Origin of the sequence: Acinetobacter sp. HR7 (assembly GCF_000773685.1) — a bacterium.
Taxonomy (GTDB): Bacteria; Pseudomonadota; Gammaproteobacteria; order Pseudomonadales; family Moraxellaceae; genus Acinetobacter; species Acinetobacter thermotolerans.
This window is the reverse complement of record NZ_JPQO01000182.1, coordinates 1-14,033: the sequence shown is the minus strand read 5'-3', so window position 1 is coordinate 14,033 and position 14,033 is coordinate 1. Positions and strand designations below refer to the sequence as shown.

The 14,033-nt window shown below is 39.3% G+C and carries 11 protein-coding genes; all 11 read right to left on the bottom strand.

Annotated elements, in window-relative coordinates:
• Window positions 1–434: 434 nt before the first annotated feature.
• A complete protein-coding gene (locus GW12_RS10025) occupies window positions 435–1,184 on the bottom strand; it encodes an SDR family NAD(P)-dependent oxidoreductase (protein ID WP_034587079.1) in 750 nt (249 codons plus the stop codon).
• Entirely contained in the window at window positions 1,168–1,608 is a 441-nt protein-coding gene (locus GW12_RS10020; protein ID WP_052127906.1) for a thioesterase family protein, read from the bottom strand. The genes GW12_RS10025 and GW12_RS10020 overlap by 17 nt, the downstream gene beginning before the upstream one ends.
• A complete protein-coding gene (locus GW12_RS10015; protein ID WP_034587077.1) occupies window positions 1,601–2,326 on the bottom strand; it encodes an SDR family NAD(P)-dependent oxidoreductase in 726 nt (241 codons plus the stop codon). Before GW12_RS10015 ends, GW12_RS10020 begins: the two co-directional genes overlap by 8 nt.
• Before the next feature lie 48 nt (window positions 2,327–2,374).
• Complete coding sequence (locus tag GW12_RS10010; RefSeq protein WP_034587075.1) at window positions 2,375–3,637, bottom strand: DcaP family trimeric outer membrane transporter; 1,263 nt, start codon at window positions 3,635–3,637, stop codon at window positions 2,375–2,377.
• A gap of 84 nt (window positions 3,638–3,721) precedes the next feature.
• Window positions 3,722–5,086 (bottom strand): MFS transporter, encoded by a 1,365-nt coding sequence (locus GW12_RS10005; protein WP_034587073.1) that lies wholly within the window; start codon window positions 5,084–5,086, stop codon window positions 3,722–3,724.
• 18 nt (window positions 5,087–5,104) lie between these two features.
• Window positions 5,105–6,547, bottom strand: coding sequence for an NAD-dependent succinate-semialdehyde dehydrogenase (locus tag GW12_RS10000; protein WP_034587071.1), 1,443 nt, complete (start codon window positions 6,545–6,547; stop codon window positions 5,105–5,107).
• 24 nt (window positions 6,548–6,571) lie between these two features.
• Window positions 6,572–7,984, bottom strand: coding sequence for a sigma-54-dependent Fis family transcriptional regulator (locus tag GW12_RS09995; RefSeq protein WP_081403486.1), 1,413 nt, complete (start codon window positions 7,982–7,984; stop codon window positions 6,572–6,574).
• A 15-nt stretch (window positions 7,985–7,999) separates the two neighbouring features.
• Complete coding sequence (locus GW12_RS09990; protein ID WP_034587069.1) at window positions 8,000–9,142, bottom strand: iron-containing alcohol dehydrogenase; 1,143 nt, start codon at window positions 9,140–9,142, stop codon at window positions 8,000–8,002.
• Between the two features lie 11 nt (window positions 9,143–9,153).
• Window positions 9,154–10,092: an alpha/beta hydrolase gene (locus GW12_RS09985; protein ID WP_034587067.1), complete on the bottom strand. Its 939-nt coding sequence runs from the start codon at window positions 10,090–10,092 to the stop codon at window positions 9,154–9,156.
• Window positions 10,089–11,567, bottom strand: a complete 1,479-nt coding sequence (locus tag GW12_RS09980; RefSeq protein ID WP_034587065.1) for an NAD(P)/FAD-dependent oxidoreductase — start codon at window positions 11,565–11,567, stop codon at window positions 10,089–10,091. Before GW12_RS09980 ends, GW12_RS09985 begins: the two co-directional genes overlap by 4 nt.
• Before the next feature lie 555 nt (window positions 11,568–12,122).
• Window positions 12,123–13,850 carry an NAD-dependent malic enzyme gene (locus tag GW12_RS09975; RefSeq protein WP_052127905.1) on the bottom strand — a complete coding sequence of 576 codons (1,728 nt, stop codon included), beginning with the start codon at window positions 13,848–13,850 and terminating at the stop codon, window positions 12,123–12,125.
• Between the last annotated feature and the right edge of the window lie 183 nt (window positions 13,851–14,033).

Genomic DNA, 14,033 nt, shown 5'->3' with positions numbered 1-14,033 from the left:
TAAAGTTGAGATTGGCGTTTTGATTAATATTTCAATCATTAGTGAATAACTCCTGAACTACAAATATTTATACTAAAATGATAATCCAATTCACGGGATTGTTAGGCGCATATTCTCAGGTAACTAGATTTATGGAAAGTCAGAAAAAGTTAGCTTTGAGCTAGCTGATTAAAAAAGTATTTATAATAACTGACTGATATTTTGTAAGAGAATGGTTTACTGAATGCTGTAGGCAACGCTTAATTTTAAGATGGCTAAAAACTTTAATAATGATAATATCATCAATAAGTCAGCATTCGCATAAAGCTATTTGTAACTTACCAAGACTAGATTTTATTTTTCTTCAAAAGTTTATTTCATATAAGCTATCAATAAATATGCAAAAATTTCTAAGACGTATTCAGGGACTAAAATATCCCTGAACTTTTAAATCTTTATTGAATCGAATAGCCACCATCAATGACATACTGTGAACCAGTAATAAATTTGGCTTCATCTGAGAATAAAAAGTTAACTAAAGCCGCAACTTCTTCTGCAGTTCCGAGTCGCCCGACTGGATGCTTGGTAATTAAAGCCTCATGATCAATATGAGCAATCAACGGTGTCTCAATATAACCAGGATGCACGGAGTTAACTCGAATATTCTGATCCGCATAATCCAGCGCCACAGCTTTAGTCATCCCAGTTACTGCATGTTTACTAGTTACATAAGCTGCACGATTTTTAGTACCTATTAAACCCAACATGGAAGACATATTTACAATAGCCCCACCATTCAACTGCTGCATTAATGGAATTTGATAGTGCATACAATAATAAAGACTATTGATATTTACATCCATAACTCGCTGCCATTCTGCCAACTCGATATCTGCAATACCTTTTGCTGCAGATGTAATTCCGGCATTATTCAAGGCGAAATCTAAACGACCAAATTGCTTACCGATCTGCTCAACCACTGTCTGAATAAAAGTTGGCTCTGTAACATCACCACAGAAAATCATTATTTTCGTTTGTGGTGATAATTGTTTTTCTAATTCAGTCAATAATTCCCGATTTAAATCAACCAAACATAATTGGCATCCCTGCTCTGCCATCTTAATTGCGACAGCTTTACCAATACCAGATGCCGCACCAGTAATCATTGCAACGCGATCTTGAAATGAATTATGCATATTGCTCATATTGAAATTCCTTCATATATTTTAATAAATGATCACGAAACTGTGCGGGTATTTCTCTTTTTTGCATCGTTTCCGGATCAACAATAACAATCACACTTTTACCTATAGCAACCACCGTATCTTGCTGTTCACTAAAGACTTCATACAACATGCAAAAACTAGTATTCCCAACACGAGTTACGTAATAGATGGTTGTGAGTTGATCTGGATACTCTACTGAGCATTTATATTCACATTCATTTTTTAAAATGACGCAATACAACTTATTATCAAAAAAGTTTAGCTGATCCAAAAATGCAATCCGGGCATCTTCTAAATAGCGAAAATAATGCACATTATTTAAATGTCCAAATAAATCCATTTCACCCCATGAAATTGGACGTGTAACTTTTGAAAGTTGCAAACTAGACAGGGTCTTAATCACGATACAACCCTCCATTTACATGGATATTTTCACCTGTGATATAAGAAGCTGCTGAACTACACAAGAATACAATAACTTCGGCAATTTCATCTGGCTGTCCCAAACGTTTAAGCGGTGTAGCGTCTATCATTGCCGAACGTTTTTCATCACTCATACCTTGCATCATGGCAGTATCGATCAAACCTGGTGAGACAGTATTTACACGTGTTCTAGGTGCAAGTTCAATTGCCAGACTCTTAGTCAATGCAATCACACCACCTTTAGCTGTAGCATAGGCTGTATGGGCAATACTTCCTTGATGACCTGCAATTGAGGAAATATTGACTATTGCACTTTGCTCTGACAGTAAAGGCAATAGGCTTTTGATCAAGTAGTAATTTGAATTCAGGTTGACATTAATCTGATGGCTCCATTCCGCATAGTTCAAATCTGCTAACTCAATATGCTGATACAAGCCTGCAGAATGAATCAAGAAATCAACTTCTGTATAAAGCTTACTGATCTGAGCTCGAAGTTCATCGATCACAGTGACTGAAGAAATATCGGCTTTAAAATAATGATGTTTACTTTTGAGAGAAGATAAGAAATCATGATCTGCATCCACCACATCAATTAAAATAAAATTTACATCATAGTTATCTAGAACTCGAATAGTTGCACGCGCAATTCCACCTAATGCACCAGTGATAACCACTGTCTTTTGATTCAATCCTTTCATTTTTCATTCCTGTAAAAATAAGGGTGCTGAGCACCCTTATTTAGTCCATTAGAATTTATAGGTAGTGACGAAATTTAAACGTGATACATCAAATTCATCGCCATTAAATGCCTCACGTTTGCCATGGTGATATTCCAGACCTAGATCCACACTTTGTATAGGTGTATAGAAAATATTGGCTGCTAGATCACTCACCTGCTTATTTGTCGTTGGATTATTCTTTGCATAAGCCGTAGAATCATCATAATCAAATAATGAGGCAACTAAATTTGTACGCCATTGATCTGACAACTTATGTGAATAACCTAGTACATAAGTATTGACCTTATTTTGGTCCAGATCATTTTGATTTGCATTTACACTAAAGTCTCCCCCACCACTAAAGCCGTTGACGGCAGGTGCGGTTTGTTGAGTATAGGACACAAATTTCTGGTCACCTTCTACATGGTAGAAATGACCTTGGATAGAATTGACTGGAGATAATTTATATTTCAGACCAAGCCCCACACCCCAAGCCAATTTATCAATATCTTTTTCAGCACCGTTTACTTGTACAGTAGCGCGTTTCTCATTTACGAAGCCTTGAGCGACTGCAGTTACATCATCCTTGTTAAATACATACTTGGCAGTAATAGCTGGAATTTCTGAAGCACGACTATCTACATATTCTGCTGCGACTTTTAGATTATGTTCAGGCGCGAGGTTAAAGTTATATCGAATCTGTGGGTTACGGGTCCAGGTATAACCCATGAATAATGTGTAGTCGACACTTTCTGTTAGAGTTTCCAGGTTCGTCATACCTGATACAGTTTGACCTAACAACCAGTTATTGAAATCCACATAAGCATGGCGAATACGTAATTTACCGTTACCTTCCGCACCATCCCAGAAGTCCATTTCGATTTTAGCTTTTACGTCTGTGTCATTGACCTGTTTAGTGAGATCCATACCTAAACGAGTTGCCGTTAAGGTAAATGCAGAACGGTTTCCTGCTGGAGTACGGTCGACTGCATTAATTTGACCGTTCACAAAAGGTGCAGCAGTGGTATCCTTAAAATCAACTGCACCATCCATTCGTACGATCCCGTAGAATTTAAGATCTGTATCACTAAATACATTAGACTTTTTATTATTTTTTTGCTCATTCGCCTGGATCTGTTGAGCTTGTTGCACTTCAACTAAACGCTGTTGTTTGAGCTGATTTAATTCTGCTTCCAATGCATCAATACGGCTTTCCACATTATCTGCGAATGCCGATGTAGCAGTGACACATGCCATAGCTATAACGATATTTTTTAATTTTAAGTTCATGTCTGACGTCCTTTTTTAAAGATGAATATCCCCATTCTGCTCACTCCATGTGAGCAGAATCTTTTTATTAGGAATGTTTAAGTATTAAGAAAACTGTTTACGATCTTCATGGTCTACTTCATGTAATGAACGACCACGCGTCTCTTTCAGCATAAAGATGGCAAAGACTGATAGTGCAATCACAGACATAATATAAATTGTGATTGGCGTAGTTGAATCATAAGTCTTCCATAGCATCGTTGCGATCATCGGTGCAATTGAACCTGCCAGAATTGAACTGATTTGGTAGCAAAATGATGAACCTGAGTAACGCATACGTGTCGGGAAAATTTCAGCTAGCACCGCACCCTGACCACCATAACACATGGCTTGGAAATACAAGCCCACACACATAGAGAACAGTACTGTTAAAAACTCGCCTGTATTTAAACCAGTAAAATAGAAAGGTAACCAAACAACCAGGCCTGCATAACCAATATACATGGTACGTTTACGACCAATTTTATCTGAGATAAAGCCAGAGAAAATCATTGCAAAAAACTGGAACGCATTAGCACACAGAAGTAGAGCCAAGATCGTTGTATAACCAAACTTCAACTGGATCGACAAATACGCAATTGAGAAGACAACAATGATGTAATAGACAGAGTTTTCACCCACACGCATTAACATGCCGAAAAGTGCCTGTTTTGGATATTGCACCAGTACTTCTTTTAGACCTGCACTCGCTTTTTGCTCTTCTTCCTGACGCTTAATCTGTTCTTTAAAAACATCTGATTCTTCGACGTTTTTACGGATATAGTAGCCAATAAAAACAATGATTGCTGACAACCAGAAGGCAATACGCCAACCCCATGCTAGGAAATCTTCTTGCAGCAACGTATAAGATAAGCCTAATAGCACCAGACTCGCTAATACATTACCTGCACATGCAGCTGCTTGCGGAAAACTGGTCCAGAAACCACGTTGATGTTCTGGGCTATGTTCACCCACCAGCAACATTGCACCACCCCATTCACCACCCACAGCGAAACCTTGAATAAAGCGCAATAGCACCAAGATAGCAGGTGCCGCATAACCAATGCTTTCAAATGAAGGAATACATCCCATTGCAAAGGTGGCAAAACCAACCATAATCAGACTGATTTGTAGCAGTTTTTTACGGCCATATTTATCCCCAAAATGACCAAAAACTAAACCACCTAAAGGACGTGCAATGAAACCTACAGCATAAGTTGCAAATGCAGCGATGATCCCCATCAACAAGCTACCATCACCCATTGCCGGGAAGAAAAGCTTAGAAAATACTAAGGTACTGGCAATACCATAAATAAAAAACTCGTACCATTCTGCAATGGTGCCTGCCATGGCAGCGCCTACTACTTTTTTAATAGACGATTTCTCTGCTGGAGCGCTTGTTTCGCTCAGCACTTGGTTTACTGCTTCCATGTAAAATTCCTTTTTAAATTATTTAATGTTTCCTAAGCAGACATATTTGATTTCTAGATATTCATCCATACCGTACTTAGATCCCTCTCGACCAATTCCTGACGATTTAACTCCTCCAAATGGCGCGGCAGCATTTGAAATTAGTCCTGTATTTACCCCAACCATTCCATATTCCAAATTGCGTGACACACGAATAAATTGATTGATATCTTGAGTGAACACATACGATGCCAAGCCAAACTCGGTATCGTTTGACATAGCAATAACTTCTTGCTCAGTCTCAAATTTAAAGATCGGTGCAAAAGGTCCAAAAGTTTCTTCCTTTGCACACAACATTTCTTGAGTGACATCTTTTACTAATGTCGGTACACACCAGTTGCCATTGGTATTTTCTGTTTTACCTGTGACCAATGTCGCACCTTTTGATAGCGCGTCTGCAATATGTTCTTCAACTTTGCGAATTGCTTTATGGTTAATAAGTGGACCGATATCAGTATCAGCTTCTAAACCATTACCCACTTTTAACTGTTCAACCTTATCTTTTAGTTTTTCAACAAAAGCATCATAAATTTCACTTTGTACATAGATTCGGTTGGCACATACACAGGTCTGTCCAGCATTACGGAACTTGGTATCCATCACGCCTTGAACGGCCTGATCTAGATTTGCAGAATTGAATACTAAAACTGGTGCATTACCGCCAAGTTCCAAAGATAGTTTCTTCACAGTAGGTGCACTTTGTGCCATCAGTTTGGCACCAATTTCAGTTGAACCAGTGAAGCTGAGTTTTTTAACAAGTGGATGACTGGTAAAGATCTGACCAATTTTGGTTGATGACCCAGTAATGACATTAAATACGCCTTTAGGAAAACCGGCTTGTTCAGCAAGTTTTGCAATCGCTAACGCAGTTAATGGTGTTTCCGACGCTGGTTTTACCAGAATAGAACAGCCAGCAGCCAACGCAGGTGCTACCTTACGGGTAATCATCGCAGCAGGGAAATTCCATGGGGTAATGGCAGCACATACTCCTACTGCTTCTTTGAATACCAGAATTTCTGTATTTGTAGGTGCCGGAATAATATCGCCATAGCCACGCTTAGCTTCTTCACTAAACCATTCGATATAACTGGCAGCATAAGCAATTTCACCTTTTGCTTCTTTAAGCGGTTTGCCTTGCTCAACCGTCATAATTGTTGCCAGTTCATCTTGATATTGCATCAATAAGTCGAACCAGTTTCTTAGCAAACGACTACGCTCATTCGGTGCCACATTTTTCCATTGTTTTTGCGCTAGATCAGCATCCACAATGGCTTGTTCAATGACTTCCTCTGCAAGTACAGGAACTTCTGTAATGACCGACTGATCTAAAGGATTGGTAACAATAATAGTATCTGTTGAACTTAACCATTCACCATTCACTAAACATCTGTTTTCAAAAACAGAAAACTGTGTGATATCCATATATATTTTTCCCTAAGTAAAAACTTATTGTTTGAATCTGGCAATTTTTTTGACTAAGGTTGATTGTTCAACCCCCAGTGCATCAGCAGTTGCACGAGTAGAGCCGTGCTCGCTAAGTGCAGCCAAAATCAATTCTTTTTCAAATGCTAATACACGATCTTTTAAAGACATTTTTGCAGTAGACAGATTATTCTCTTGCTTAAACTCTTTAGGTAAATCTCGTAAATTAATTTCTGAATGCGTTGTACTCACCATGAGTCTTTCAAGCACATTGATCAGCTGACGGATATTTCCTGGCCAGTCATAATGAGTAAAGGATTCAACCACTTCAGGACTAAAAGTCTTTTGTAACTGATATTTTTCATTAAACTGTTTTTGATACTGCTGCACCAAAGGCAAGATTTCGGAACGGCGCTGACGTAAAGGCGGTAATTCAATATCAATGACATTGATTCGATAAAATAAGTCTTCGCGAAATTCGCCTTTCTCAACCATCTCTTCGAGGTTACGATGTGTTGCAGAAATTATTCGAATATCAACTTCTTTAAATTCTGTCGATCCCACAGGTAAAAAGCGGTTTTCTTCAATCACTTTTAGTAATTTAACCTGCATACTCAGCGGTAAATCACCAATTTCATCTAGAAATAAAGTACCTTGATGGGCAATTTCCAGTAGCCCCTTTTTACCTTTTGTCGAAGCACCAGTGAATGCACCTGGCACATAACCGAACAATTCAATTTCAAGTAAATTATCTGGAATACCTGAACAGTTTAATTCTAAGAAAGCCTGTTCAGCTCTTGAACTGATACTATGTATATAGCGGGCCAACTTTGATTTACCTGTACCAGTTTCCCCGCGTAGTAAAATTTTACTGTTAAATTTGGCTACATTAGTTGCCAAATCAAAGATGCTTTGTGTTTCACGAGAAATAATTAAGTCATGTGAAGAGCTAGTGATCTTGTATTGTGACTGACTACGAAACAGATTTTCCAACTGCTCTTGAGCATGCTTAGCTCTCAACAATTCTGTAATGTCACGAACGCTGGTGACTACGCAAATCAGCTGCTTTTTCTCGTCAAAGACTGGACTACCCGTCACCAGAATTTTCTGTGAACCATTAATGGTTTGTACTAAGGTCACGACTTCCTGACATTTAATCACTTCCAGAGAAGCAGAATTCGACAGGTAGCCTAATTTGACTAGGTCACCCATGTAACGACCAACTAAAAGACTGCGATTCAAGCCAGTGATACGTTCATAAGCATCATTGACTGCTAGCGTTACAGCCTGCGCATCTGTGATATAGATGCCATCTTGAATGGCATCTATTAAAGAACGAATAGGCTCAACATCGAAAATAGACCGTCCATCTTGAGTTTTCAGCTCAAAATAGTCCTTACTACTTTTCATAAATGTAATAACTTGATCTATGCTCATGTCGGCCACCTGCTCCTAGTACGCTTCGCGATATATTGCTTCAATATCATTGACGGTCAGTTGACGCGGGTTATTCTTTAACAATCGCTCGACCTTGATCGCTTCAGCAGCAAGGGCAGGAATGTCATCTTCCTGGATACCAAAGTAACGTAAGCCTGCAGGAATGTTCAGCTGCTGACAGAATTTGTGCAAAAATTCCACCAGTTTTTCAGCATTTTCCATAGCCAAATTGCTATTGCTTAACTTTAAAAGCTTGGCAATCTTGCTTAAACGCTCTGCACAACCAAGTACATTCCATTTCAGTACATAAGGCAGCATCAAAGCATTACTTACTCCGTGTGCCATTTTATATTTTCCACCGAGTGGATAAGCCAAGGCATGGACTGCCCCTACTCCGGCATTACCAAAGGCAAGACCTGCCATCAGACTAGCCGTCGCCATTTTTTCACGGGCAATCAGATTAGATGGAAGTGCATATGCTTGAGGCAAATATTCAACAATCAGTTCAATCGCTTGTAATGCTAAAGCATCTGTAATGTCCGAATGATTCACTGAAATATATGCTTCTATGGCATGTACAAGGGCATCAACACCACTTGCAGCTGTCACAGAAGCTGGACAACTTACTGACATCACTGGAGAGACAATTGCTACGTCTGGTAACAAGAAATCGCTAACAATACCCTGTTTCATCTGATTTTTAGTATCAGACAAAATTGCAATATTGGTCACTTCAGAACCTGTACCCGAAGTGGTTGGAATCACAATCAGTGGAATATCACGGCTGGAAATTTTATCCGTACCAACAAAATCACGGATATCGCCATTTTGTCCTGCCAATGCTGCCACACATTTAGCGATATCGAGTGCACTCCCACCACCAACAGCCAGTACAGCATCACTTTGGTTAGCGTGATAGAAATTGATACAGTCCTGTACCTGTTCCAACTCTGGTTCAGGTTTTACTGAATCATAAATTGAATATTCAACATCAAGTAAATTCAGTACTTGTTGAATAGTTCCCGATTTCACAACCCCCTGATCTGTTACGATCAGTGGTTTTTGAATTTTTAATTGCGCAATCGCCTGAACCAAATATTCCAGTGCAGTCTGACCCGTAATTAATTTATTCGCGCTTTTAAATGTAGAAAAGCCCATAAATAACCTTATTAAATTTTAGCGGCAATGTATTTGCCAATGTGATTTAAATATTCTTCTGCGACAGCCAACTTACCTGCGATGGTAAAGATCCCGTGCATCAATCCTTTTAAGTGGTGATATTCCACATTTAGTCCACTTTGGATTGCTTTTTCCAGATACAAGATTGCCTCATCACGCAAGGGATCATGTTCCAGCGTCAAGAGATAAATATCACCATTGTTGCTATCAAAGGGCTGAGACAATAAGGAAATTGCCTCTTTATCTGCCTGCTCATTTGCCAGTTGATCAAAGAACCAGTGCATAGTGCTATTGACCAGTGGAAAACCAGATTGATAAGTCTGATAACTCATCGATTCAGGCACAAAACCAATCACTGGATACAGCAAAACTTGAGCTTTTAAAGCCGTACCGTATTTCTGATAGAAGTTTTGTCCCAGATATCCTGCAAGGTTGGCACCGGCACTATCACCACAGAACACCAGGCGCTGGCGGTTAACTTTCAGTTGTTGGTCATTTTCCAGAATATATTGCAGCGCTCGTTCACAGTCCTGATACTGCACTGGGAACTTGTATTCAGGCGCCAGTCGATAATCAACAGCGATCACCCGAACCTGTGCTACATTAGCAATCTTTCGGCAAATCGAGTCATGGGTATTTAAATTACCAATGACCCAACCACCACCATGGATAAAAATCACCGTCGGACGCAGTTCCGTCACTTGCATTTGCGTATCATAAATACGCAAATGAATCGGCTCACCAGATAGCTCAGCAGAAAGGTCCTGAGTTTCGATATGCTCTAGCCCTTTCATTGCTGCCAAACCACAATTGGTTTCATAAACTGCCCGTAGTTCTGGAATTTCACCCATTTTTTCAAATGACTTTGCACCATTGGCGATAAAAGCATCGATAATTGGCTGAGCCTGAGGGTGAACAATAACACTCATGCAAGCTCACCCTCTTTTACTGCAGTTTTAACCACATAATCCTGCGGCTTGAACTGGGTATAATTACGGTATGATTCAACATTCAATGGCCAGTTATTGATGACTTTACCGGCTGCATTTTTGTACCAGCTTGAACAGTCCGCCGCGAATGCTGAACCCACCATTTTCGCCTGGATATCTTCGTTATAAGCAGTAAAGATGGAAGGTTTCACATCCAGTGAGGTCTGGTTTTGCAGAATATATTGCGTTGCTTCAACAATATATTGATGCTGAATTTCCAACATAGTCACAATAGAGTTGTGATTCAGGTTGGTATTTGGCCCATAAACCAGGAACATATTATTGAAGGTTGGGACGGTTAAACCCAAATAAGCTTCTGCTCCATCTGCCCATACTTGAGAAAGGCGATCACCCTGGTTGCCAATAATGTCTAACTCACCGTTGAAGTTCTGGCTCGCGAACCCTGTACCATAAATAATGACATCTGCTTCAATCACTTCGCCTGTCGTGGTGATCACCGCATTTTCAGTAATTTCTACAATACCATCTGTTACTAGAGATACATTTTCTCGTGTCAAAGCAGGATAGTAGTCATCAGTACGCAAGATACGCTTACAACCGAATTCATAATCTGGAGTAAGCTTTTTGCGTAATTCTTCATCCTGAACACTATTGTAAAGATGTTCTAATGCAAGACGTTTGCCTTCTTCCTGAGAATCTGTACCTTGTTGTGTACGCGCAAACCCATCCTCACGCATTTGATGGATGTTATTACGGCTTTCAAAGAATTTTTCCGGATTTGATTCAAACTCATCTAATTCTGCTTCAGTAAAGACTTGCTGACCACGTGGCATAATCCAGTTTGCACTACGTTGGAATACTGTCAAATGACCAGCAACTTTGGCAACTTCTGGTACATACTGTACGGCACTTGCAGCATTACCAATACTAACGACTTTCTTGCCTTCTAGATTTACTCCATACTTCCATTCTGCCGAGTGGAAAGACTCACCCTTAAATTTTTCAGCCCCCTTAAAATAAGGAATTACAGGTTTATTCAGTTGCCCCCATGCAGGTACAAACACCTTAGCTTTTACAGGCTCAGCATTTTTTATCTCTAAATCCCAAAGCTGTTCTGCATTGTTCCAGGTTGCTTTGGTAATTTCAGAGTTATATTGAAGATGTGGTTCTAGGTCAAAATGTTGTGCCAGGCGTTCTAAATAGTTCAGTAATTCTGCCTGTCCAGCATACATACTGCTTACTCGTAAATTTGGGAAATAGGTAAAGCAATAAATATGCGATTGGGTATCACAGGCAGCACCTGGATAAATATTGTCACGCCAAACACCGCCTAGCGAATCTGCTTTTTCAAAAATTTTAAAGTTATTGATACCATTGCGCTTGAGCTGCGCGCCCATCCCTAAACCGCCATAGCCCGAACCCAAAATTGCAACGTCAATTACTTTACTTGTCATTTGATAGATCCTTTAAAAATATATTCCATTAATCAATGAAAAAATTCATTACTCTCATTAAATCAAGATTCATGCCAACTCTTAATTTTTAAATAAACTATTGTTTTAATTAAATTTAATAAATTTAACCCAATTTACTTTTGATGAATTTATTACTTTTAATTAAATTAATAATGAATTTTTTCATCACCAAACCTATTAAGCATGATTTAGTGCATTTTTAGAATTATATATTCAGGATTTTTTTCTTAGACTTTAGTTTTATATTTTGGTTTCTTGTTTAAATTTTTGATATCCGATCAAGAAATAATGACGAAAATCCATCCAATAAATATCGTCATCCCACTTAAATAACAGAGTTTGATGTACTTTTTGAAAAGTTCGTAATCGGTCAAACTCCTGATGATGAATTTTTTCTCAGAATAATGATTCCACGTCTATTAAAAGTGCTTATGAGCAAAAAAACTTATGTTTTTAATCTAACTCGTTTATCTAATTTTTACTTAAGCCTCTAGAAAAGAACTAAAGGCTTCATTCATGAAAAATTAATACGAATTAAAAAGTCACCCTTTCATATCTACGATATTCCGGTTTCCAGAAATTTTCTTCTATTTTCTCTTTCAAAGTTTCAACATCTACCGGTGGTGCAACACCATCTTCAACTGCGGCTTGAGCAACCTTTAATGCGATCACTTTGGAAATCTGCTGAATTTGATCCAGTTCAGGCAACAGGTCTGCTTTCGGATCTTTCAGCTTTGGTGAACATTCAGCCAAAGCATTGCTCGAAGCCATTAACATATTATTAGTCACACGTTTGGCCCCCGAAGCAATCACGCCCAAACCAATCCCAGGGAAAATATACGAGTTATTACATTGCGAAATGTTATAAATCTGTCCCTGATAATTCACCGGTGCAAACGGACTACCTGTTGCAATCAAAGCCTTACCATCTGTCCACTGAATGATATCGGCAGGAACAGCTTCTACCCGTGATGTCGGGTTTGATAACGGCAGAACGATTGGATGTTCACAATTTTCAGCCATGGCTGTCATCACATCCTTATCAAACAGACCTGGCTGTCCCGAAACACCGATCAATACCGTAGGTTTGGCATATTTCACCACTTCCAGTAGTGAAATCTTATTCTCTGCGTCGCCCCATTTGGCAATACTTTTTGGATCCTGAGCCAGCTTTCTCTGGAAATCCAAAAGATTCGGCTGATTATCGGTAATCAAACCAAAACGATCAACCATAAAGACCCGTTTACGGGCTTGAGCATCGGTCAAGCCTTCAGCAACCATCTGGGCAATAATCTGTTCCGCAATGCCACAGCCTGCTGAACCTGCTCCTAGGAATGCTACAGTCTGGTCTTTTAGTTTTTTCTTGGATGCATAAGACGCTGCCAGTAAAGTACCGACAGAAACAGCTGCTGTGCCTTGAATATCATCATTAAAGCAGCACACCTTATCCCGGTATTTTTCCAGTAATGGCATGGCATGGTGCTGGGCAAAGTCTTCAAACTGGATTAAGGCATCTGGCCATCTTTCTTGAATTGCCTCAATCACCTGATCGACAAAATCGAAATATTCATCGCCACCAATTCGTGGTTTACGCCAGCCCATATAAATCGGGTCATTCAGTAGCTGCTGATTATTGGTACCAACATCCAGGGTAATTGGCAAGGTATACGCCGGACTGATACCACCACATGCGGTATATAACGCCAGTTTTCCAATCGGGATTCCCATACCACCAATTCCTTGGTCGCCCAAACCAAGAATACGCTCACCATCAGTAATCACAATCACCTTAACATTGCGACGATTCACATTACGCAGAATCTGATCAATGCGGTCACGGTCTGGATAAGCAATAAAAATCCCACGATGACGACGGTAAATATCCGAGAAACGCTGGCAAGCCTCACCTACAGTCGGTGTATAGATGATAGGCATCATTTCACTTAAATGGTTTTCAATTAAGTGGTAATACAGCGTTTCATTGGTGTCTTGAATGTTACGCAGATAAATATGCTTATTAATTGCATCATTAAATGAACAATACTGTTGATAAGAACGTTGGCTCTGTTCTTCAATCGATTCGATCGCATGTGGAAGCAGGCCATGCAGGTTAAAACTGGTACGTTCTTCTTCAGTAAATGCAGAACCTTTATTTAGCAAGGGTAACTCAAGCAGGCTATATCCCGCATACGGTACATACAAAGGACGTTGGATTTTCTGATTCTTGGTCACTTTTTCGGACTCGCTTTTGCTATTTGGCATATTTCTCTGGAAATCACTTATTAAATTATGGTTTTATATTAACGTTATTCTCAGCAATACAGCTATTTTAATAATTAATATTAACAAAACCATTAGACCTCTTGCGAAAGTAAAAACTGCCTCAATATAGATTTCATGAAATATCAGAAATTAAACCGTTTTTCAGATTCTGAATTCAAGCGA